The sequence below is a fragment of the Pseudomonas sp. GW821-FHT05H12 genome (genome assembly GCF_059419385.1).
Genome location: NZ_JBWKRS010000001.1, coordinates 56,031 through 79,119 on the forward strand (window position 1 = coordinate 56,031; position 23,089 = coordinate 79,119).

Here is a 23,089-nt window from a genome sequence, read left to right on the forward strand (position 1 = left end):
TCGTCTTTACTCAGCTAGCCATGGAAGAAACCAATGCCCGTCCTCAGGAAAGTCGAATGAATGCCGCAACCCCACGCCATGTTTAATCAGTTCACTGAGCTTTCAGCCGCTGGTTACTGCCGTTTTCACGCTCCAACCTGCTCTAGCCCCGAGGTCATGAATCTTTGAAACCCTACCCTATTCATTGCGTGTCGATCGTTATCCCGGTCTACAACGAACAAGAGAGCCTGCCTGAATTGCTGCGTCGCACGACGGCAGCCTGCAAGCAACTGGCCTACGAATACGAAATCATCCTGGTCGATGATGGTAGTCGCGACAATTCGGCCCAACTGCTGGAAGACGCTGCCGCCGAAGACGGCAGCAACGTGGTGGCGGTGATCCTCAACCGCAACTACGGCCAGCATGCGGCGATCATGGCCGGTTTCGAGCAGTGTCGTGGCGAGGTGGTGATTACCCTCGACGCCGACCTGCAGAACCCGCCCGAAGAAATCCCGCGCCTGGTCGAGCAAGCCGCCCTGGGCTACGACGTGGTCGCCACCGTGCGCAACAACCGCCAGGACTCGGCCTTCCGCCGCTGGCCTTCGCGCCTGATCAACCTGGCCGTGCAGCGCTCCACCGGCGTGGCCATGACCGACTACGGCTGCATGCTGCGCGCCTACCGCCGCACCATCGTCGACGCCATGCTCGCCTGCCGCGAGCGCAGCACCTTTATCCCGATCCTGGCCAATGGCTTTGCCCGCCACACCACGGAAATCCTCGTGCACCACGCCGAGCGCGAGCACGGCGAGTCCAAGTACAGCCCGATGCGGCTGATCAGCCTGATGTTCGACCTGCTGACCTGCATGACCACCACGCCTTTGCGTTTGCTCTCCGTGGTCGGCTTCAGCCTGGCGGCCCTGGGCGTGCTGTTCGCCATTGCCCTGATCGTGTTGCGCCTGGCCTTCGGCGCGCAATGGGCCGGCGACGGCATGTTCGTGCTGTTTGCGGTGCTGTTCGTGTTCACCGGTGGCCAGTTCATCGGTATGGGCCTCTTGGGTGAATACCTGGGCCGCATGTACAGCGACGTGCGCGCCCGCCCGCGCTTCTTTATTGAAAAAGTGCTGCGCAACACACCGGCAGTACCGGCACCTGTCGTCGTCGTTGACGGCCTGGTGTCTTCCCATACCTCCACCTCTACTTCTCCTTCCGATCAGGTTTCGTCATGAATTCAAAAGCCGTTGTCTTCGCTTACCACGATATTGGCTGTGCAGGCATTGAAGCCCTGCTGACTGCCGGCTACGACATTGCTGCCGTGTTCACCCATGCCGACGACCCCAAGGAAAACAATTTCTACGGCTCCGTCGCCCAACTGTGCGCCCGCAACGGCATCCCGGTGCATGCACCGGAAGACGCCAACCACCCGCTGTGGATCGAGCGCATCGCCAAGCTGAACCCGGACTTCATCTTCTCCTTCTACTACCGCAACCTGCTGAGCGAAGCGCTGCTGGCCACCGCCAAGAAAGGCGCGTTCAACCTGCACGGTTCCCTGCTGCCGAAATACCGTGGCCGCGCCCCGGCCAACTGGGTGCTGGTCAACGGCGAAACCGAAACCGGCGTGACCCTGCACCGCATGGTCAAGCGCGCCGATGCCGGCGCAATCCTGGCCCAGCAAAAAGTCATCATCGACCGCACCGACACCGGCCTGACCCTGCACGCCAAGCTGCGTGACGCCGCCGCCAACCTGCTGCGCGATGCCCTGCCACAATTGGTTGCCGGCAAGCTGAGCGAAACCGCCCAGGACGAAAGCCAGGCCAGCTACTTCGGCCGCCGCACCGCGGCTGACGGCAAGCTTGACTGGAAAAAACCCGCTGAAGAGCTGTTCAACCTGGTTCGCGCCGTCACCCAGCCGTACCCGGGCGCGTTCTGCGCCGTGGGCGAGCACAAACTGATCGTGTGGCAAGCCGAAGTGGTCAAGGGCAACGAAGGCCTGGCGCCAGGTCGTGTGATCAGCGTTAACCCGCTGCGCATTGCCTGCGGCGAAGACTCCCTGGTGGTCAACTTCGGCCAGCGCAACGCCGACGGCCTGTTCCTGGCCGGCCCTGCCCTGGCCGATGTACTGGGCCTGGTCGACGGTTCCGTGCTGCGCGGCGCCGAGTCCGGCCGCAAGCCACGTCGTACCCGTGTACTGATCCTGGGTGTGAACGGCTTTATCGGTAACCACCTGTCCGAACGCCTGCTGCGTGACGACCGCTACGAAATCTACGGTCTGGACATCGGTTCCGACGCTATCGAGCGCCTGCGCAGCCACCCGAACTTCCACTACGTGGAAGGCGACATCAGCATCCACACCGAGTGGATCGAGTACCACATCAAGAAGTGCGACGTGGTGCTGCCGCTGGTGGCCATCGCCACCCCAATCGAATACACCCGTAACCCGCTGCGCGTTTTCGAGCTCGACTTCGAAGAGAACCTGAAACTGGTTCGCTACTGCGTGAAGTACAACAAGCGCGTGATCTTCCCGTCGACCTCTGAAGTGTATGGCATGTGCCAGGACCAGTACTTCGACGAAGACACCTCCAACCTGGTGGTCGGCCCGGTCAACAAGCAGCGCTGGATCTACTCGGTCTCCAAGCAACTGCTGGACCGCGTGATCTGGGCCTACGGCGACAAAGGCCTGAAATTCACCCTGTTCCGTCCGTTCAACTGGATGGGCCCGCGCCTGGATCGCCTGGATTCGGCGCGTATCGGCAGCTCCCGTGCAATCACCCAACTGATCCTGAACCTGGTGGAAGGCACCCCGATCCGTCTGTTCGACGGCGGCGAGCAAAAACGTTGCTTCACTGACATCGCCGACGGTATCGAAGCGCTGGCACGCATCATTGATAACGAAAACGGCGTGTGCGACGGCCAGATCGTCAACATCGGCAATCCGGAAAACGAAGCCAGCATTCGTCAGCTGGGCGAAGAACTGCTGCGTCAGTTCGAAGCGCACCCGCTGCGTAGCAACTTCCCTCCGTTCGCCGGTTTCCGCGACGTGGAAAGCAAGGCGTTCTACGGTACCGGTTACCAGGACGTGGCGCACCGCAAGCCAAGCATCGAAAACGCCAAGCGCCTGCTGAACTGGGAGCCGACCGTCGAGATGAGCGAGACCATCGGTAACACCCTGGACTTCTTCCTGAAAGAAGCCATGCTCGAAATCGCGGACAAGAAGTAATGCAGGCAGGCCTTCGCATCGACGTAGACACCTACCGTGGCACCCGTGAAGGTGTGCCGCGGTTGCTTGAATCCCTGGATGAAGCCGGGGTCAAGGCAACCTTCTTCTTCAGCGTTGGGCCGGACAACATGGGGCGCCACTTGTGGCGCCTCATCCGCCCGCAGTTCCTGTGGAAGATGCTGCGCTCCAACGCCGTCGGTCTGTATGGCCTGGACATCTTGCTGGCTGGCACCGCCTGGCCGGGCAAGCCGATTGGCCGCGACCTGGGGCATTTGATGCGCCAGGCCAAGGCTGCCGGGCATGAAGTGGGCCTGCACGCGTGGGACCACCACGGCTGGCAGGCCAACACCGGGCGCTGGAGCGAGGCACAGCTGATCGAGCAGATCCGCCGTGGCGTCGACACCCTCAGCGACATCCTCGGCGAGCGTATCGATTGTTCAGCGGCGGCCGGCTGGCGTGCCGATGAACGCGTGGTGCAAGCCAAGCAAGGTTTCAACTTTCGCTACAACAGTGATTGCCGGGGCACCAGCCTGTTTCGTCCAACCTTGGCCGATGGCAGCGCGGGCACCCCACAAATTCCGGTAGACCTGCCGACCTTCGACGAAGTCGTCGGGCCGGTAGTGGCTGCCAAAGACTTCAACGGCTTCATTCTGGACCGCTTTGCCGAGTCCAAGCTGAACGTCTACACGATTCATGCCGAAGTAGAAGGGATTCTGATGGCTAATGATTTTCGCCAGTTGCTTGCCCAGGCTGGGCAGCGCGGCATCGATTTCAAACCGCTGGGCGACCTGTTGCCCGCCGATGTGACCACCTTGCCCCAGCAACAGCTGGTGCGTGGCGCCCTGCCTGGGCGCGAGGGTTGGCTCGGAGTGCAACAAGCATGATCCGGCGCCTGGCATTGCCCCTGCTCCTGTTGGCGTTTGGCGTGTTCTACCTGTTGCCGCTGGCCACCCATGGCCTGTGGATCCCGGATGAGACCCGCTACGCGCAGATCAGCCAGGAAATGCTGTTGACCGGCAAGTGGGCCTCGCCGCATTTCATGGGCATCCGCTACTTTGAAAAACCCGCCGCCGGCTACTGGATGATCGCGCTGGGCCAGGCGATCTTCGGACAGAACCTGTTCGGCGTGCGCTTTGCCTCCGCCTTGAGCACCGGCCTGAGCATCCTGCTGGTGTACCTGGTGTCGCGCCGGTTGTGGAATGACCCGCGCAAGAGCCTGGTCAGCACCGTGCTCTACATGAGTTTCGCCAGTGTGGCCCTGCTGGGCGGCTATGCGAACCTCGACCCGCAGTTCACCTTCTGGGTCAACCTGACCGGCGTCGCCTTGTGGTTCTGCTTCGACAACACCACGCGCCGTGGCCGCCTGGGCGCCTGGGCCTTGCTGGGTTTTGCCTGTGGCATGGGCTTCATGACCAAAGGGTTCCTGGCCTGGTTGCTGCCGGTGCTCATCGCCCTGCCCTACGCCATTTGGCAAAAACGCTTTCGTGAATTGCTCGGCTACGGCCTGGTGGCGGTGGTCGTGGCGATTGTCGTGAGCCTGCCGTGGGCGCTGGCCGTGCACCTGCAGGAGCCGGACTACTGGAACTTCTTCTTCTGGCACGAGCATATCCAACGCTTTGCCGGTGACGACGCCCAGCACGCCGAGCCGTTCTGGTACTACCTGCCGTTGTTGATTGCGTTCTCGTTGCCTTGGGTGGCGCTGCTGCCGTCCACGGTCAAACAGGCCTGGCTAGACAAGCGCCTGCCGAAAACTGCCTTCCTGCTGCTGTGGCTGCTGATGCCCCTGGCGTTCTTCAGCCTGGCCAAAGGCAAGCTGCCGTCCTACATCATGCCGTGCCTGTTGCCCCTGGCCCTGCTGATGGGTTCGACCCTGGCCGACAAGCTGGCCCAAAACCGTGGGCGTGCGCTGCGCATCAACGGCTGGCTGAACCTGGTGATCGGTTTGGTGGCGATGTTGGCCCTCAGCTGGTTCCAAATGAAGAAGCCGGTGTACGAGCATGGCCAGGAAACCCTCAGCCTGGTGCTGGTGTTTACCTTCTTGTTCGGCTGGATCCTGGTCAATCTGTTGCAAGCGGCGCGCCCCTTGAAACTCTGGGCAGCACCGGCGATCGGCAGCTGGCTGCTGGTGGCCCTGGTGCCGGCCGCACTGCCCCACTCGGTGGTGTACAACAAGACCCCGGACCAATTCATCATCGACCACCTGCAGGAACTGCAACCGACCACCGCACTGCTGAGCAATGACCTGGGCGCCGCCTCGGCCCTGGCGTGGCGCCTGCACCGCCCCGACGTGACCCTCTACAACACCGTCGGTGAAGTGAAATACGGTCTTGCTTTCGCAGACACGGCCCATCGCAAGGTGGACATCAGCCAGGTCCAGCAATGGATGAGCGATGCGCGCAAACAAGGCCCGGTCGGTGTGGTGATGCGCGTCAAGGGTGACGATGAGGTCGCTGAAGTGAACTTGCTGCCCCAGGATGGCAAGCGTTACGAGCAAGGCAACATCGTGATCCTGATCTTCCCCAAGGCCGCTCCATGATCACCCTGCTTCTATTACTCGGTGCCTGCCTGCTCACCTGCATGGGCCAGGTTTCGCAAAAGTTTGCCGTAGAAAGCTGGCGTGACCAGCCCGACGGCTGGGCGTTGAAACTGCGCTCGCCGTGGCTGTGGTCGGCGCTGATCTGCCTGGGTCTGGGCCTGCTGGTGTGGTTGCTGGTATTGCAGCGCCTGGAAGTGGGCATCGCCTACCCCATGCTCAGCCTGAACTTTGTGCTGGTCACGCTGATGGCGCGCTTTGTGTTCCACGAACACATCGACGGCCGCCACTGGTTTGGCGTGGTGCTGGTGATCGCCGGTGTCGTGTTGCTGGGGCGTCAGGTATGAGCCGGGCGCGTGGTTTTGCCCTGGCCCTGGGCAGCGTCGGACTGGTCAGCGCCGCCCAGTTGGGCATGCGCTGGAGCATGACGCGCCTGCCGCTGCCGACTGAATGGCTCACAGCCTTCAACAGCAATGCCATCGACCTTGGCGCCCTGGGCGTGGTGATCCTGGCGATCATCGCCTATGCGCTGTCGATGCTCTGCTGGCTCGGCGCGCTCAAGGATCTGCCCCTCGGCCGTGCGTATTCGCTGCTCAGCATCAGCTACGCGCTGGTGTACCTGTTGGCTGCCAGCCTGCCGGTGTTCAACGAACATTTCTCGCTTTCGAAAACCCTGGGGGTGGCGCTGGTCATCCTCGGTGTACTGGTTATTAACTCTCGTCGTGCTAGCACCACAAGTCCCAGGAATGCCCCATGAAAATCAGTGTATTTGGTAGTGGTTACGTCGGTCTGGTGCAGGCCACCGTATTGGCCGAAGTCGGTCACGATGTCATCTGCATGGACGTAGACAAGAACAAGGTCGAATCGCTGCAAAAAGGCCATGTGACCATCTTCGAGCCGGGGCTGGCCGCGATGGTGAAAGAGAATCTGGAAAGCGGACGCCTGCATTTCACCCACGACGAAAAACTCGCCGTGGAACACGGTGAAGTGCTGTTCATCGCCGTGGGCACGCCGTCCGACGAAGACGGCTCGGCCGACCTGAAGTACGTGCTGTCGGTCGGCGACGCGGTGTCCCGTCACCGTGTAGAGCCGGTGATCCTGGTGGAAAAATCCACCGTACCCGTGGGCACTGGCGACACCCTGCGCGCGCACATCGAGAAGAACCTGCGCGTGGCCGGCCGTCACCTGGACTTCGATATCGTCTCCAACCCGGAATTCCTCAAGGAAGGCTCGGCCGTTGCCGACTGCCGCCGCCCGGACCGCATCATCATCGGTTGCGAGCGTGAAGAAGTGCGCGAAGTGATGCGCGACCTGTACGCGCCGTTCAACCGCAACCACGACCGCATCATCTTTATGGACCTGCGCAGCGCCGAACTGACCAAGTACGCCGCCAACTGCATGCTGGCCACCAAGATCAGCTTTATCAACCAGATCGCCGAACTGGCCGAGCACCTGGGCGCCGACATCGAAGCCGTGCGCCTGGGCATCGGTGCCGACTCGCGCATCGGCTACCACTTTATCTACCCGGGCTGCGGCTACGGCGGCTCGTGCTTCCCCAAAGACATGCGCGCCCTGATCCACAGCGCTAAAGAGGCCAACTGCTCCAGCGACCTGCTGGAAGCCGTCGAAGCCATCAACCAGCGCCAGAAGAGCAAGCTGTTCGAACGCATCAACGCCTATTTCAAAGGCGAGTTGAAGGGCAAGACCTTCGCGTTGTGGGGCCTGGCGTTCAAGCCCAACACCGATGACATGCGTGATGCGCCCAGCCGCGTGCTGATGGAAGCCCTGTGGGCCGCCGGCGCCAATGTACGTGCCTTCGACCCTGAAGCCATGCAGGAAACCCAGCGCATCTACGGCGATGAATCGCGCCTGACGCTGCTGGGCACTCCGGAATCGGCCCTGAGCGGCGCCGATGCATTGATCGTCTGCACCGAATGGCAGCAGTTCAAGGCCCCGGACTTCGACCTGATCCACCAGCGCCTGAAAACCCCGGTGATCTTCGACGGCCGCAACCTGTACGATGGCGAGCGTCTATCGCGCAAAGGCTTCAAGTACTTCCCGATTGGGCGTGGTGACTCCTGTGAATTGCCAATCCCTCAGCAACAGTGGGTGCCGCAGGGTCAGGAAGCCTGATACGTGAACAAAGCTCATCCGCCGCTGCTCAATGCAACGATTCGACACCAGTCGCTGGGGCTCGGGCTCCTGGCGCTGGTGCTGTTCGTTGCCGGTAACTGGCACCAGGCAATCATCGGCTTCGACTCGCGTTTCGTGGTGTTCGCCCAGGAAATGCTGCGCCATGGGCCTAGCTTTTTCCCCACCACGTACGGGCAGCCCTATGCCGACTACCTGGCCACCTCGACCCTGCTGACGTGGCTGTTTTCCCTGCCCTTGGGGCAGGTGACCAGCTTCACGGCCTGGCTGCCGACGGCCATTGCTTCGGCGGTGATCGTCACCCTGGTGTACCGCCTCACGGCGCCCTACTCCCAGCGTTGGGGCCTGCTGAGTGTGGCGATGTTGCTGCTCAGCAGTACCTTCATCAGCGAAACCCGCGCGGTGTCTCTTGACCAGATGCTCGCGGCCGTGGCGTTGGCGGTGTTCTACCTGGGTTACGCCCACGACCACTTCGGTGCGGGCAAGCGCCTGCACTGGCTGTTCTTGCTGCTGATCATCGGCTTTGCGATCCGTGGGCCCATTGGCCTGGTGATCCCCACCGGCGTGCTGTGCAGCTATTACCTCATCAACCGCCAATGGCGCCAGTTGTTCAGCTTCGGCTTGCTGGCCCTGGCGTTGCTGGCGGCGTGTGTCGGCCTGTTGTTGCTGTTGGCCAAGCTCAGCGGCGGTGAAGACTTCATGCGCGATGTGATTCGCATGCAGTTCCTGGGGCGCATGGATGGCACCGAAGGCTCCAGCGGCGTGCTGTACTACTTCACCAGCTCCATCGGCAATTACGCGCTGGCGTACCCGGTGGCGTTGCTGGTGCTGCTGGCGGTGGCGCTGAACGGGCGACGTGTGCCGGATCCTGCGCTGCAGTTGGTGTTGTACTGCGCAGCGGCAGGTTTGCTGGTGATGCTCGGCCTGTCGGTTCCCCAGGCGAAGAAAGCCCGCTACATACTGCCGATGCTGCCCATGGCGGCAATCATTGCGGCGTACCCGTTCCAGGTCACCCAGGGACGTTTGTTTGCCGGGTTGCGCGGCCTGATGCTGGGCATCTGGACGTTGTTCCCTGCCCTGTTGGCCATCGGTTTGCTGGTGGCGCGCCGCCGCTATGCAGAGCAGTTGGGTAGCCTGACGCTGATGTTTGTCGTGCTGGGTGTGCTTCAAGTGCTCGCGTTGCTGGCGGTGTTCAACGTGCGGTTACGCCCGGCAGGCCCTGCGCTGGCGGCCGTGTTGGCGATTTGGACGACGTACATCGTGGTGGTTGAGCCGCTTGAGCGTAGCCTGTATGACACCCGTACCTTCAGCCTGGCGGTCAAGGCACAGATCAACCAGCAACCGGCGCCCGTGGTGCTGCATGCACTGGGCAAAGACGCGAAAGCCATCAAGTTGATGGTCAACCTCGACTGCGACCGGGTGCCCCTGTTCACCCAGTTGCCAGCCGAGCTGGCCCCGGTGCAAGGTCCCGCCTGGCTGGTGATGAGCCAGGAAGATTACGAGGGGCTGCAAGACCCTCGGTTGCGCTCCATTACTCCCACGCTCACCGGGGAGTTCGACAAGAACCCTTACGTGCTGCTGCACCTGGCCAAATCCACGCCGCATTGATAGCGCTGTTGCGTGGTTCTGTACGAAAGAACGCCCACTCCTCAAAGAGTGGGCGTTTTGCATTCTTATCGCCAAGAAACATCCTACAGCCCAATGCGTAATGCCTGGGGCACTCACCTCTTCCGGCGCTCAGACCCCAAATGTAGACTCGCTCACCAAGTGCCTTAACTATCTACCACCAGGCCCGAAGGTTTTTAAACGCATAACGACAAGGATGCTGTAGGCCATCCCCACCGTGATGGCCTCTTTCACTGAGAGGAGAATTTTGTGCGAGATGATCGAGTGACCTTGCCCCTGCCGGCACTGGAACGACTGATGGGCTTGCGGGACGCCCTGGTGGCGTTGAAAGGGCCGCTGGCTGACGACCCTGAGCTGAAGAAAAACCTGCAAAAACACCTGTTCAACGAAGAGACCGATTGCCGCGTACTCGGCAAGGTCAACATCCCCGATCTGCATAGCGTGCGTCAGATTCCCTTTGGCGCCGTCCTTTAACTTCATTATTATTGCACTCAACCCTCATTAATATGCACTGGTGGCCGCTCACTCAGATCGGCACACTGCACAGGTTCCTCCCCCAAATGTTGGAACTTTCAAAGGGCTTTTCCGGGAAACCAGGCAAGCCTTTTTTTTCGCCCGCTGTTTATGGACCCTTTTTAATGCTCGCTCGTTTTTTACCCGCTGCAATCAACACGCGCCCCGCCGAATGGAGCCGCGCCGCCATCGGCATGGCCCTGGGCACGATGCTCAGTGTCTGGACCTGTGCCCACGTGTTTGGCATGGACGTGGCGCTGCATCTGCTCGGCCCTCTCGGGGCCTCGGCGGTGCTGTTGTTTGCCGTGTCGTCGGGCGCCCTGGCGCAGCCTTGGTCGATTATTGGCAGCTACTTGTGTGCCAGTGTCGTCGCGCTGTTGGTGGCGCGGGTGTTGGGGCGAACCTTGGGCAGCGCCTGCCTTGCGGCGGGCATCACGGTGGTGCTGATTTGCTGGCTGCGTTGCCTGCATCCACCCGCCGGCGGCCTGGCCATGAGCCTGGTGCTGGCCGATCCGGCTTCCATCAGCCTGGGCTGGTACGAAATGGCGCCGGTCATGTTCGGCGCCAGTGCGCTGTTGCTGTGTGCACTGGCCTACAACAATGCCACCCGCACGCGTTATCCCAAGGGCGCTGCCGAATCGCCTGCCGTGGTGATGGGCACCCCGACGCCCGCCACCGACCCCACGATCACGGCCGCCGACCTGAAGCTGGCGTTGGCCGAAATGGAGCAGTTCTACGACATCGAACCCACTGAGCTTGAGCAGCTGATCCACGCGGCTGAAGGCCATGCGCGACGACGCAGCATCGGTGAGGTGCTGGCCCATCGGGCGGCTTGAGTTCCTCTGCAAAAATGCAAAAACGACCTGCATGATTCAAGGTTGTACGGGGCAAATTTGCACTGGTACGATCGCGAGAGCGTTCGCCTACGAACATCTTGATAAAGAACAATAAAAGCAGGGAGTTAGAGATGACTGCTCAGGTTTCATCCGAAGCAAGCCGCGCCGACATTCTTCAAGACGAGGTACTGGCCGACGTTCGCAACCATATCGGCCACCTCACCCTCAATCGCCCGGCAGGCTTGAACGCCATCACCCTGGAGATGGTGCGCAGCCTGACCCAGCAGTTGCAGGCCTGGGCCGAGGACCCGCAGGTGTACGCCGTGGTCCTGCGCGGTGCCGGCGAAAAAGCCTTCTGTGCCGGAGGCGATATTCGCTCGCTGTACGACAGTTTCAAAGGCGGCGACACCCTGCACCAAGACTTCTTCGTCGAGGAGTACGCCCTCGACCTGGCTATCCACCATTACCGCAAACCGGTGCTGGCCCTGATGGACGGGTTTGTCCTCGGCGGCGGCATGGGCCTGGTGCAAGGCGCCGACCTGCGCGTTGTCACCGAACGCAGCCGCCTGGCGATGCCGGAAGTGGCCATCGGGTATTTCCCTGATGTGGGCGGTAGCTATTTCCTGCCGCGCATTCCGGGTGAGCTGGGCATTTACCTGGGCGTGACCGGCGTGCAGATTCGTGCCGCAGACGCCCTGTATTGCGGGTTGGCCGACTGGTACCTGGAAAGCACCAGGCTCGCCGAGTTGGACCAGAAGCTCGACCGCCTGCAGTGGCACGACTCTCCCCTAAAAGACCTGCAAGGCGTACTCGCCAAGCTCGCCGTGCAACAACTGCCGGACGCGCCGCTGGCTGCCCTGCGCCCCGTCATCGACCATTTTTTCGCCTTGCCGGACGTGCCGAGCATCGTTGAGCAATTGCGCGCCGTCACCATCGCCGACAGCCATGAGTGGGCGCTGGCCACCGCCGACCTGATGCAAACCCGCTCCCCCTTGGCCATGGCCGTCACCCTGGAGATGCTGCGTCGCGGCCGTCGCCTGCCGCTGGAACAGTGCTTCGCGCTGGAATTGCACCTGGATCGCCAGTGGTTCGAGCGTGGCGACCTGATCGAAGGCGTTCGCGCCTTGATCATCGACAAGGACAAAACCCCGCACTGGAACCCGCCTACGCTGCACGGATTGGACGCCACCCACGTCGAGAGCTTCTTTCACGATTTCGCGCAGAAGGTTCACTAAGCCATGCAAGACATTGAATACACAGAAGAACAAGTGATGATCCGCGACATGGCGCGCGACTTTGCCCGTGGCGAAATCGCCCCCAACGCCCAGGCTTGGGAAAAAGCCGGGTGGATCGACGATGGGCTGGTCGCCAAGATGGGTGAGCTGGGCCTGTTGGGCATGGTGGTCCCTGAAGAATGGGGCGGCACCTATGTCGACTACGTGGCGTATGCCCTGGCGGTGGAAGAGATTTCAGCCGGCGACGGTGCTACCGGCGCCCTCATGAGTATCCATAATTCAGTGGGTTGCGGGCCGATCCTCAACTACGGCACCACCGAACAGAAACAGACCTGGCTGGCCGACCTCGCCAGTGGCCAAGCCATTGGCTGCTTTTGCCTCACTGAGCCCCAAGCCGGTTCCGAGGCGCATAACTTGCGCACCCGCGCCGAATTGCGCGACGGCCAATGGGTGATCAACGGCGCCAAGCAGTTTGTCAGCAACGGCAAGCGCGCCAAGCTGGCCATCGTGTTTGCGGTCACCGACCCGGACCTGGGCAAGAAAGGTATCTCGGCGTTCCTGGTGCCGACCAACACCCCAGGTTTTGTGGTCGACCGCACGGAACACAAGATGGGTATTCGGGCGTCAGACACCTGCGCCGTCACCCTCAACCAATGCACCGTGCCGGAAGCCAACCTGCTGGGTGAGCGTGGCAAAGGCCTGGCCATCGCCCTGTCCAACCTGGAAGGTGGTCGTATCGGCATTGCCGCCCAGGCCCTGGGCATCGCTCGCGCGGCCTTCGAGGCTGCGTTGGCTTACGCCCGCGACCGTGTGCAGTTCAACCAGGCGATCATCGAACACCAGAGCGTCGCCAACCTGTTGGCCGACATGCAGACCCGGCTCAACGCCGCACGCCTGCTGATCCTGCATGCTGCGCGCCTGCGCAGTGCTGGCAAGCCGTGCCTGTCGGAAGCGTCCCAGGCCAAATTGTTTGCTTCAGAGATGGCCGAAAAGGTCTGCTCCTCGGCGATGCAGATTCATGGCGGCTATGGGTATCTGGAGGATTACCCGGTGGAGCGCTACTACCGGGATGCGCGGATCACGCAGATATACGAAGGCACCAGCGAGATTCAGCGGATGGTGATTGCCCGGGAGCTCAAACACTACCAACTGTAGGAGCCGGCTTGCCGGCGATTGAATCACCTCGGTGTCACTGATAAACCGAGGTATCTGTATCGCCGGCAAGCCGGCTCCTACAGGAGAATTGCGGGGCCTGGAAAACCACTCTCCACTGTGGGAGCTGGCTTGCCTGCGATGGAATCGCCTCGGTATCCCTGATAAACCGAGGTGTCTGCATCGCCGGCAAGCCGGCTCCTACAGGAGAATTGCGGGGCCTGGAAACCACTCTCCACTGTGGGAGCTGGCTTGCCTGCGATGGAATCGCCTCGGTATCCCTGATAAACCGAGGCGTCTGCATCGCCGGCAAGCCGGCTCCTACTATGTGGGTGGGGCGGGTTATTGGTCTTTGAAGTCGGGCGCGCGCTTGGCAACGAATGCGGCCATGCCTTCCTTCTGGTCCTGGGTCGCGAACGCGGCATGGAACACGCGGCGTTCAAAGCGAACGCCTTCAGACAGGCTCACCTCAAAGGCACGGTTCACGCTTTCCTTGACCATCATGCTGATCGGCACCGATTTGCCCGCGATCAGGGTGGCAACTTTCAACGCTTCGTCCAACAGCTCATCGGCTGGCACGATACGGGCCACGATGCCGCAACGCTCTGCTTCCACTGCATCGATAAAGCGCCCGGTCAGGCACATTTCCATGGCCTTGGCCTTGCCCACGGCGCGGGTCAGGCGCTGGGTGCCGCCCATGCCCGGCAGCACGCCGAGGTTGATTTCCGGCTGGCCGAACTTGGCGCCGTCGCCTGCGAGGATAAAGTCACACATCAACGCCAGTTCACAGCCGCCGCCCAGGGCAAAACCGTTGACGGCGGCAATGATCGGCTTGCGGCGGTTAGCCACGCGGTCGCTGTCGCTGAACAGGTCGTCGAGGTAGATCTGCGGGTACGTCAGCTCGGCCATTTCCTTGATGTCGGCACCGGCGGCAAAGGCCTTCTTCGAACCGGTCAACACGATGCAGCCGATTTGCGGGTCGGCTTCCAGGCCGTCCAGCGCCTGGTTCAGTTCGCTGACCAGTTGCGCGTTGAGGGCGTTCAGGGCCTGTGGACGGTTGAGGGTGATCAGGCCGACACGGCCGTGGACGTCAAGCTGGATGGTTTCGTAACTCATGTATCGGCTCCTTAGAGATTGCGTGAGATGACCATGCGTTGAATATCGCTGGTGCCTTCGTAGATCTGGCAAACCCGCACATCGCGGTAGATGCGCTCCAACGGGAAGTCGCTCAGGTAACCGTAACCGCCCAGGGTTTGCAAGGCGGCCGAACAGACTTTCTCGGCCATTTCCGAGGCAAACAGCTTGGCCATGGAGGCTTCCACCAGCGCCGGCCGGCCACTGTCACGCAGGGCGGCGGCGTAGTGCACCATCTGCCGGGCCACGGCGATTTGCGTGGCCATGTCCGCCAGGCGAAAGGCCACGGCCTGGTGTTCGATCAGCGCCTTGCCGAAACTTTCGCGCTCACGGGCGTAGTCGCGGGCTGCTTCAAAGGCGGCGCGGGCCATGCCCACCGATTGCGAGGCGATACCGACGCGGCCGCCTTCCAGGTTGGCCAGGGCGATCTTGTAGCCTTCGCCCTCCTCGCCCAGGCGGTTGGCCACCGGCACCTTCACGTCCTCGAACAGGATCTGGCAAGTGTCGGACGCATGCTGGCCGAGCTTGTCTTCGACCCGCGCCACGGTATAACCCGGCGAATCGGTAGGCACGATAAACGCGCTGATCCCGCGCTTACCCGCCGCAGGGTCGGTCACGGCAAACACAATCACGATGCCGGCGTTCTGCCCCGAGGTGATGAACTGCTTGCAGCCGTTGAGCACGTAATGCTCGCCTTCCAGCCGCGCACGGGTTTTCAGACTGCTGGCATCGGAACCGGCTTGCGGCTCGGTCAACGCGAAGGCGCCGAGCATGGCACCGCTGGCCAGGGGCTTGAGGAAGTGCTCTTTCTGGTAGTCGTTGCCGAACGTGAGGATCGGCACACACCCCACCGAGTTGTGCACGCTCATGATGGTCGAGCACGCCCCGTCACCGGCCGCGATTTCTTCCAGGGCCATGGCATAGGCCAGGTAGCCGGTATCGCAACCGCCCCACTGTTCCGGCACCAGCATGCCGAAAAAGCCCAGTTCGGCCATCTCGCCGATGGCCTCCTTGGGAAAGCGGTGCTCACGGTCCCACTCCGCGGCGAAGGGTTTGAGGCGTTCCTGGGCAAATTGCCGGGCCGCGTCGCTGATTTGCAGTTGTTCGTCATTGGGTAGCATGGGGGTGAGTCCTTAATACAGGCATTCGACGGCCATGGCCGTGGCTTCACCACCGCCGATGCAGATGGCGGCAACGCCACGCTTGAGGCCTTTCTGGCGCAGGGCCGAGAGCAGGGTCACCAGAATGCGTGCGCCCGAGGCGCCGATCGGATGGCCCAGGGCGCAGGCGCCACCGTGGATATTGACCTTGGCGTGAGGGATTTCCAGCTTGCTCATGGTCACCAGGCTGACCACGGCGAAGGCTTCGTTGATCTCAAACAGGTCCACTTCACCCAGGTTCCAGCCAGTCTTGCTCATCAGCTTGCGGATCGCGCCCACCGGCGCCACCGGGAACAGCCCTGGCTCATCGGCAAATGCGGCGTGCCCATGAATCACCGCCAGCGGCTTGAGGCCACGCTTTTGCGCCTCGGACTGACGCATCAGCAGCAAAGCCGCCGCACCGTCGGAAATCGAGCTTGAGTTGGCTGCCGTGACCGTACCGCCTTCGCGAAAGGCCGGCTTCAAGCTGGCGATCTTGTCGATCTTGGCTTTGGGCGGCTGCTCGTCATGCAGGATGGTTTTTTGCTCTTTGCCCACGGTGACCTGCACGGGCACGATTTCGGCGGCGAAGCTGCCGTGGTTGATCGCCTCCTGTGCACGGGTCAGGGAGGCAATGGCAAACGCGTCCTGGGCTTCGCGGCTGAAGCCGTTGTGCACCGCGCAGTCCTCGGCAAAGGTGCCCATCAGGCGCCCCTTGTCGTAGGCGTCTTCCAGGCCGTCGAGGAACATATGGTCCAGCACCTTGCCGTGGCCCATGCGGTAGCCGCTGCGCGCACGGTCCAGCAGGTACGGCGCGTTGGACATGCTCTCCATGCCACCGGCAATCACCACCTCGACACTGCCGGCCAGCAGCGAGTCGTGGGCCAGGATCGCCGCCTCCATGCCTGAGCCGCACATTTTGTTGAGGGTGGTGCAGCGCGTGGATTTATCCAGGCCGGCGCCCAACGCGGCTTGCCGCGCCGGTGCCTGGCCGAGGCCCGCTGGCAGTACGCAGCCGAACAGCACTTCATCGACCGCGTCGCTGGCAATTCCGGCGCGCTCGACCGCCGCACGGATGGCCGCAGCACCCAGCTGCGGTGCGGTCAGGCCCTTGAGGTCGCCTTGGAAACCGCCCATCGGCGTGCGGACGGCGCTGACAATAACAATCGGATCGCTCATGGGGTGTGCTCCTTACTTGGCTGCCATGCGCAAGGCGCCGTCGAGACGGATCACCTCGCCATTGAGCATGCTGTTTTCAATGATGTGTCGCACCAGGGCGGCGTACTCGGCAGGCTTGCCCAGGCGTGGCGGGAATGGCACGCCGGCCGCCAACGACTCACGCACCTCAGGGGTCATGCCGGCCATCATCGGGGTTTCGAAAATGCCCGGGGCGATGGTCATGACGCGGATGCCGAAGCGCGCCAGCTCGCGGGCAGCAGGCAGGGTCAGGCTGGCAATCGCGCCTTTGGAGGCCGAATACGCCGCCTGGCCGATCTGCCCGTCGAACGCGGCCACCGAGGCGGTGTTGATGATCACGCCGCGCTCGCCATCGGCATTCGCTTCGGTTTCCGCGATGGCAGCAGCAGCCAGGCGCAGCAGGTTGAAACTGCCAATCAGGTTGACGTTGATCACCTGGGCGAAGCTGGCCAGCCCGTGGGGGCCGTTCTTGCCCAGAATCTTTTCGCCACGTACCACGCCGGCGCAGTTGACCAGGCCGTGCAGCCCACCAAAGGCGGCGACAGTGGCCTGCATGGCGGCTTCGGCAGCGGCTTCCTGGCTGATATCGGCGACTGCACTGCGTGCGTTATCCCCCAGCTGTTTGGCCTTGGCCGCCACTGCGTCGGCGTTCATGTCCACCAGCATCACCTTGGCGCCGGCCGCGACCAGCATCTCGGCAGTTGCCGCGCCGAGGCCCGAAGCACCGCCGCTGACCAGAAAAACCTTGTTTTGGATTTGCATCATAGTGTCCTTGAAAAAAGGTCAGGCCACCGCCGCCTTGGCGATTTCCTGATTGCGTAAAATAAAGCGTTGCAGCTTGCCGCTCGGGGTCTTGGGCAAGTCGCTGACGAATTCGATTTCGCGGGGATACGCGTGCGCCGCCAGGCGCTTGCGCACGTGCTGGCGCAGCTCTTCGGCGAGTTCCTCGGTGGCGCGGTAGTGCGCATTGATCACCACAAAAGCCTTCACCACTTCGGTGCGTTGCGGGCAGGGTTTGCCCACCACGGCCGCTTCGATCACCGCTGGGTGCTCCACCAGGGCGCTTTCCACGTCGAACGGGCCGACCCGGTAGCCGGAGGTGGTGATCACGTCATCGCTGCGCCCTACGAAACTGATGCTTCCGTTGGGGTTGAGCTCCACGGTGTCGCCGCTAAGGTAGTACTTACCGACGAAGGCCTTGGTCTTCACGCCGTCGTAGCCGGCGAACCAGCACATCGGTGATTGCTCGCGGTCGATGGCCAGGATGCCGGGCACCCCGGCCGGCAGTTCTTGATAGTCGTCGTCCAGTACCACGATGCGATGCCCCGGCGAGGCAAAACCCGCCGAACCAACGTGCACCGGGTGCTCCAGACCATGGTGATTGCACAGCACCATGCCCAGTTCGGTCTGGCCGTAGTGGTCGTGGATGGTCACGCCGAGGTTGTCGGCAAACCAGCGGATCACTTCCGGGTTCAGGGGTTCGCCCGCGCTGCTGACGATACGCAGCTTGCCCTTGATCGACTGAGCGAACTGCTCGCCACCGGCAATCAGCAGGCGGTACGCGGTCGGCGAGCCGGTAAGGTTGGTGATCCCGTATTTGTTGATCACCCGGCAAGTGCTTTCCAGGGTGAACGGGCCATCGTAGAACGTAATCGGGTGGCCCATGGACAGTGGGCCGGTCACGCCGAAATAAATGCCATAGGCCCAGCCCGGGTCGGCAACGTTCCAGAACGCGTCTTCGGGGCGCAGGTCCACGGCGTCGCGGGTGTAGCTCTGGAACGCAACGATCGCCTTGAGCGGCACCGACAGCGCCTTCGACGGGCCGGTGGTGCCCGAGGTGAACATCAGCAGAAACGGGTCATCGGCGCCCAGCAGCACCGGCGCGCAATCGTTGGAATGGTTGGGCAACTCGGCCCAGAAACTGTAGTCGCCGCGCACGATGCCTTCGCCTTTGGGCCCGGCGACGGTGACGATGGTTGGGCAGCCCTCGACTTCGGCGAGCTTGGGCCGGTTCACCGCGTCGGTGACCACCAACTTAGCCCCCGAGCTGCCCAGGCGGTGTTCGATGGCCTTGGGGCCAAAGGCGGTAAACAGCGGTTGATACACCGCACCGATACGCCAGGTGGCCAATACCACCACCAGCAATTCGGCCGTGCGCGGCAGCAGGCCGGCGACCTTGTCGCCGCGCTCGACGCCCTGGGCCAGCAGGAAATTGGCAAAACGTGAGGCCTGGTCCTGTAACTCGGTGAAGGTGGACGTGGCGCTGCGGCCGTCCTTGCCCTCCCAAAACAAGGCGATGCGCCCCGGCAACGCGTGGCGGTCGCAACACTCCACACAGGCATTGAGGCCCTGCAGGGTGCCGGCCAGTGCGGCGTCGACGGTGTGCTGGTAATCGAACTCGGTAGTGGCAGCCAAATACTCACGCATTGCTTCAAATCCTTCTGTATTTTTATTTTCAGGACATTTTGCATCACACGAATCGCGGAAATAGTCGCTCTAGAGCGGCGCAGCGGCAATGGTCAAAGCTTTCAACATGGCTGACTGGTTTGGCCAATCATTGAGCGCGCTTATCAATGGGTTGGCCCAAGCGATTGGACGTCGCGGGTGCCAGCTTCTAACCTGAGGGCCTGCGCCACATAAGAAGCCCCTCGATGATTGTCCGTCCCAAACCCAACCTCCTGGGTATCCTGTTTTCCCTCAAGGGCTCAATTGCCAAGCGCATTGCCCTGCGCAGCCTGCTGGTGACCCTGCTGGCTTCGGTGATCGTGCTGGTAGAAACCTGGCACCCGGCCTACTTTTCCAAGGTCAACGCCACGCCCTTCACGTTGCTGGGCCTGTCGCTGTCGATCTTCATGAGCTTTCGCAACAACGCCTGCTATGACCGCTGGTGGGAGGGGCGCAAGCAATTGGGGCAAATGATCATCGATGTGCGCTCGTTGATCCGCGAGACTCAGGTGCTTGGTGATACGCCTGAGCGTGCCGGCGTTTTGCGCGGGCTCTGCGGGTTTGCCCATGGGCTGATCGCGCGCTTGCGCCTGGAGGATGAAACCCGTGCTATCACGCCCTGGACCCCGGTCGATCAAGGGCATCCGAACCTGCCGGATCAAGTTCTGCAACGACTCGGCGCGCGCTTTTCCGCGTTGACCGAGCAAGGCGTGATCAGCGAGTGGCGTTACACCCAACTGGAAGCCCGGCTGGTCAGCCTCAGCCAGGTGCAGGCCTCGTGCGAGCGGATCAAGCACACGCCGCTGCCCTTCCCTTACACCCTACTGCTGCACCGCACCATCTACCTGTTCTGCATCCTGCTGCCGTTTGCCATGGCCGAGCCGCTGGGCTGGTTGACGCCGGTGTTCACCGCCATCGTCAGCTACACGTTCTTTGGCCTGGACGAAATTGGCGATGACCTGGAAGACCCCTTCGGTTTCGACGAGAACGACCTGCCGTGCAACGCCATCTTGCGCACGCTGGAACGGGAGGTCCGCGCCGCCTTGGGCGAAACCGACCTGCCCCCGCCCCTGGAACCCGTTGAGTACGTGCTCACCTGATGCGGGTTTGACACTCGCCGTGGTCTGACCGAAGCTGGTGGCTTTGCGATAGCTGCCCCAGCTTTTGGACGCCTGCATGTCAAAGTCACGCCGTTACGCCCTCATCGGCCTGTGCGCCCTGTTGTCTATTGTGCTCATCACCTGGTTTTTCTCCCGCTCCCCCCAAGTGACCGTGCCACCGGCGATTGCCCATGGTTACGCCAAGGCCCTGCGCCAGGCGCATAACGGTGAGCCGGGAGCCGCTCGCGTGCTGTATCAACAGTTGGGCCGCCCCGACCTTTCGCCCGAGCGCCGCGCCGCGCTGCACGCCGAATTGCCCAACTACCCAAGCCCCCAGGCGTTGAAACTGGCGGATAAAGACCTGGCCAACGATGCCCCGCTGGTACGCGAAGCCGCGATCCACAGCATTGTCGGCCTGGTGCCCACCGGCCAGCGCACTTTGTTGCTTGGCCCTGTATTGGATGACCCGGAACAAGACGTGCGCTTCGCCGCCGCCAACGCGTTGCTCGGCCTCTCGCCGGACACCCTGGGCTTGTACTTCGGGCCCTTGCAGCAAGTACTCGATGAATTCGTGAAAAAGCTCAAGGGCCAACCCGAAACCGCCGAGGGCTGGATTCAACTGGCGCGCCTCTATATTCACAGCGCCCTGTTGCCAGACGCACAAAACGCCTTGGAGCAAGCCATCCGCCTGCAGCCGGACAACCTGCAAGCGGTGGTCGCGCAAATTGAGCTGCTGGATAAACAAGGCAAGACCGAAGAATCCCGCCAACTGCTGGCGCGCCAATTGGCGGCTCACCCGGAGTCGGCCTACCTGCAACACGCCCTGGGCATGTGGCTGCTGCACCATGGTGAACGCCCGTACGCACTGCTCGGATTGTCCAAGGCTGTGGAACTGGAGCCGGACAATCAGGATTACCGCTACGACCTGGCCACCACCCTGCATGCCCAGGAAGAACTGGAAGCCGCCCAACGCCAGTTGGAAGAGATCGTCCAGCGCCACCCCGCCAATCGCAAAGCCCGGGTGTTGCTGATCAACTACTGGAAGGAAACCGGTCAGTTGCAGAATGTGCAGGTGTTGCTGGCGCAGCTTGAACAGCAGAATCCGGACGACCCCGCGTTGCAGCAAGGCCTGTAGTCGACTCCAAAAACTTGTAAAACCAAACTCTCGTTGTACAAATCTCAACAAGCGTTGAACCGCCACGTGCCACTACGGTCAAGTAAATATGGCGCGCCCCGAGCGGCGCGCACCTCTACTTGTACGTGACTTGAGGGTACTTCTTGTCTACATCCAATGCGCTGTTAAACGACAAAGCCGCCACCGGGATCGAAGGTCTTGATGACATTCTTTCCGGGGGGCTATCGCGTAGCCACCTGTTCCTGCTGGAAGGTGAGCCGGGGACCGGCAAGACCACCGTGGCCCTTCACTTCCTGCAGGCCGGAGCCAAAAACGGTGAGCGTTCGCTGTACATCACCTTGTCCGAGACCGAGCGCGAATTGCGCCAGGGCGCCAAGTCCCACGGCTGGGACCTGGATGACAACATCCATATCTTCGAACTGACCCCGCCCGAGAGCCTGCTCAACGCCGAGCACCAGCAGAGCCTGCTGTACTCCTCGGACCTGGAACTGGGCGAAGCGACCCGGCAGATCTTCGAAGTGGTGGAACGGGTCAAGCCCACCCGCGTGGTGGTCGATAGCCTGTCCGAGATCCGCCTGCTGGCCCAAAGCTCCCTGCGCTATCGCCGGCAGATCCTGGCCATCAAGCATTACTTCGTGCGCTACGACGCCACCGTCCTGCTACTGGACGACCTGACCACCGAATCCCTCGACAAAACCGTGCACAGCGTGGCCCACGGGGTGATTAGACTGGAAGAACTGACCCCCAACTACGGCGCTGAACGGCGTCGGGTGCGGGTGGTGAAATACCGCGGCCAGAAATACCGCGGCGGCTTCCATGACTTCACCATCATGCAAGGCGGCGTGCAGGTGTTCCCGCGCCTCGTCGCTGCCGAACATCGGGGTGGCTACAGCCGTCAAACCTTGACCAGTGGCATCAGGGAACTGGACTCGCTGTTGGGCGGCGGTATCGAGACCGGCTCCAGCAGCCTGATTCTCGGCCCGGCCGGTACGGGTAAATCGCTGATCTCGATGATTTTCGCTGCCGCCGCCGTGGCCCGTGGCGAGAAAGCCGCCCTCTTCATCTTTGATGAAGAACTGGGCCTGCTGTTCGAACGCATGAAAAACATGGGCATCGACCTGGCGGCGCTGCAAGCTACCGGTAACCTGCTGATCGAACAGGTGGACGCCGCGGAGTTGTCGCCCGGCGAGTTCTCCCACCGCGTACGGCGCTGTGTGGATGAGCGCGGGATCAAGACCGTGGTGATCGACAGCGTCAACGGCTACCAGGCCGCGATGCCGGAAGAAAATGCGCTGATCCTGCACATGCACGAGTTGCTGCTGTACCTCAACCGACGCGGCGCAGCCACCTTCATGACCGTGGCCCAGCATGGCCTGGTCGGCGACATGCAGGCGCCGGTGGACATCACTTATCTGGCCGACACTGTGATTTTGCTGCGCTACTTCGAAGCGCTGGGCAAAGTGCGCCGGGCGATCTCGATCATCAAGAAGCGCACCGGCTCCCATGAATCGACCATCCGTGAATACCGTATCGGTAGCCGTGGCATGACCGTAGGCGAACCGCTGGACAACTTCCAGGGCGTACTGCGCGGCATTCCTACCTACCTGGGTGCCGGTTCGCCTCTGCTCAAGGATGAGGGCTAGTGGCCGACCCGAACCCGGTCTCCGAGCGCGCGATTATCCTCGCGCCTTTGGGACGCG

General features: G+C 62.1%; 20 protein-coding genes. 15 read left to right on the top strand and 5 right to left on the bottom strand.

What is annotated here, in order from left to right:
• Positions 1–164: 164 nt before the first annotated feature.
• The 12 genes from arnC to AC07SU_RS00300 all read left to right on the top strand — a co-directional run bounded on the left by arnC (position 165) and on the right by AC07SU_RS00300 (position 13,242).
• On the top strand, positions 165–1,205 hold the full coding sequence (gene arnC, locus AC07SU_RS00245) for an undecaprenyl-phosphate 4-deoxy-4-formamido-L-arabinose transferase (protein ID WP_494995788.1): 1,041 nt from the start codon (positions 165–167) through the stop codon (positions 1,203–1,205).
• Entirely contained in the window at positions 1,202–3,193 is a 1,992-nt protein-coding gene (gene arnA, locus AC07SU_RS00250; protein ID WP_494995789.1) for a bifunctional UDP-4-amino-4-deoxy-L-arabinose formyltransferase/UDP-glucuronic acid oxidase ArnA, read from the top strand. Before arnC ends, arnA begins: the two co-directional genes overlap by 4 nt.
• Positions 3,193–4,077: a 4-deoxy-4-formamido-L-arabinose-phosphoundecaprenol deformylase gene (gene arnD / locus AC07SU_RS00255; RefSeq protein ID WP_176996093.1), complete on the top strand. Its 885-nt coding sequence runs from the start codon at positions 3,193–3,195 to the stop codon at positions 4,075–4,077. The genes arnA and arnD overlap by 1 nt, the downstream gene beginning before the upstream one ends.
• Positions 4,074–5,729: a lipid IV(A) 4-amino-4-deoxy-L-arabinosyltransferase gene (gene arnT / locus AC07SU_RS00260; RefSeq protein WP_494995790.1), complete on the top strand. Its 1,656-nt coding sequence runs from the start codon at positions 4,074–4,076 to the stop codon at positions 5,727–5,729. The genes arnD and arnT overlap by 4 nt, the downstream gene beginning before the upstream one ends.
• Entirely contained in the window at positions 5,726–6,073 is a 348-nt protein-coding gene (arnE, locus tag AC07SU_RS00265) for a 4-amino-4-deoxy-L-arabinose-phosphoundecaprenol flippase subunit ArnE (protein WP_494995791.1), read from the top strand. The genes arnT and arnE overlap by 4 nt, the downstream gene beginning before the upstream one ends.
• Positions 6,070–6,483, top strand: a complete 414-nt coding sequence (arnF, locus tag AC07SU_RS00270; RefSeq protein ID WP_176996090.1) for a 4-amino-4-deoxy-L-arabinose-phosphoundecaprenol flippase subunit ArnF — start codon at positions 6,070–6,072, stop codon at positions 6,481–6,483. The genes arnE and arnF overlap by 4 nt, the downstream gene beginning before the upstream one ends.
• Complete coding sequence (locus AC07SU_RS00275) at positions 6,480–7,859, top strand: UDP-glucose dehydrogenase family protein (RefSeq protein WP_176996089.1); 1,380 nt, start codon at positions 6,480–6,482, stop codon at positions 7,857–7,859. Before arnF ends, AC07SU_RS00275 begins: the two co-directional genes overlap by 4 nt.
• Before the next feature lie 3 nt (positions 7,860–7,862).
• Positions 7,863–9,485 carry an ArnT family glycosyltransferase gene (locus tag AC07SU_RS00280; RefSeq protein ID WP_494995792.1) on the top strand — a complete coding sequence of 541 codons (1,623 nt, stop codon included), beginning with the start codon at positions 7,863–7,865 and terminating at the stop codon, positions 9,483–9,485.
• A 288-nt stretch (positions 9,486–9,773) separates the two neighbouring features.
• A complete protein-coding gene (locus tag AC07SU_RS00285) occupies positions 9,774–9,977 on the top strand; it encodes a type VI secretion system contractile sheath small subunit (RefSeq protein ID WP_256349841.1) in 204 nt (67 codons plus the stop codon).
• 164 nt (positions 9,978–10,141) lie between these two features.
• Positions 10,142–10,852 carry an HPP family protein gene (locus tag AC07SU_RS00290; RefSeq protein WP_494995793.1) on the top strand — a complete coding sequence of 237 codons (711 nt, stop codon included), beginning with the start codon at positions 10,142–10,144 and terminating at the stop codon, positions 10,850–10,852.
• 131 nt (positions 10,853–10,983) lie between these two features.
• The gene (locus AC07SU_RS00295; RefSeq protein WP_494995794.1) at positions 10,984–12,087 is read left to right on the top strand and encodes an enoyl-CoA hydratase/isomerase family protein; all 1,104 of its coding nucleotides are present in this window, start codon (positions 10,984–10,986) and stop codon (positions 12,085–12,087) included.
• Between the two features lie 3 nt (positions 12,088–12,090).
• On the top strand, positions 12,091–13,242 hold the full coding sequence (locus tag AC07SU_RS00300) for an acyl-CoA dehydrogenase family protein (protein ID WP_494995795.1): 1,152 nt from the start codon (positions 12,091–12,093) through the stop codon (positions 13,240–13,242).
• Positions 13,243–13,581: 339 nt separating this feature from the next.
• On the opposite strand, the gene AC07SU_RS00305 is transcribed toward AC07SU_RS00300, so the two are convergent.
• From AC07SU_RS00305 to AC07SU_RS00325, 5 genes are read right to left on the bottom strand one after another with little or no spacing between them, the layout of a single operon-like run.
• Positions 13,582–14,355, bottom strand: coding sequence for an enoyl-CoA hydratase (locus AC07SU_RS00305; RefSeq protein ID WP_494995796.1), 774 nt, complete (start codon positions 14,353–14,355; stop codon positions 13,582–13,584).
• Positions 14,356–14,366: 11 nt separating this feature from the next.
• Complete coding sequence (locus AC07SU_RS00310) at positions 14,367–15,494, bottom strand: acyl-CoA dehydrogenase (RefSeq protein WP_494995797.1); 1,128 nt, start codon at positions 15,492–15,494, stop codon at positions 14,367–14,369.
• A 12-nt stretch (positions 15,495–15,506) separates the two neighbouring features.
• The gene (locus tag AC07SU_RS00315) at positions 15,507–16,691 is read right to left on the bottom strand and encodes an acetyl-CoA C-acyltransferase (protein ID WP_494995798.1); all 1,185 of its coding nucleotides are present in this window, start codon (positions 16,689–16,691) and stop codon (positions 15,507–15,509) included.
• A 12-nt stretch (positions 16,692–16,703) separates the two neighbouring features.
• A complete protein-coding gene (locus AC07SU_RS00320) occupies positions 16,704–17,471 on the bottom strand; it encodes an SDR family NAD(P)-dependent oxidoreductase (RefSeq protein ID WP_494995799.1) in 768 nt (255 codons plus the stop codon).
• A gap of 21 nt (positions 17,472–17,492) precedes the next feature.
• On the bottom strand, positions 17,493–19,136 hold the full coding sequence (locus AC07SU_RS00325) for an AMP-binding protein (RefSeq protein WP_494995800.1): 1,644 nt from the start codon (positions 19,134–19,136) through the stop codon (positions 17,493–17,495).
• A 224-nt stretch (positions 19,137–19,360) separates the two neighbouring features.
• On the opposite strand from AC07SU_RS00325, the gene AC07SU_RS00330 reads away from it, so the two are divergent.
• From AC07SU_RS00330 to AC07SU_RS00340, 3 genes are all read left to right on the top strand, one after another.
• Positions 19,361–20,254: a bestrophin family protein gene (locus AC07SU_RS00330; RefSeq protein WP_494995801.1), complete on the top strand. Its 894-nt coding sequence runs from the start codon at positions 19,361–19,363 to the stop codon at positions 20,252–20,254.
• Positions 20,255–20,330: 76 nt separating this feature from the next.
• The gene (locus AC07SU_RS00335) at positions 20,331–21,389 is read left to right on the top strand and encodes a tetratricopeptide repeat protein (RefSeq protein ID WP_494995802.1); all 1,059 of its coding nucleotides are present in this window, start codon (positions 20,331–20,333) and stop codon (positions 21,387–21,389) included.
• Positions 21,390–21,532: 143 nt separating this feature from the next.
• Positions 21,533–23,032, top strand: coding sequence for an ATPase domain-containing protein (locus tag AC07SU_RS00340; RefSeq protein ID WP_494995803.1), 1,500 nt, complete (start codon positions 21,533–21,535; stop codon positions 23,030–23,032).
• Positions 23,033–23,089: the final 57 nt, after the last annotated feature.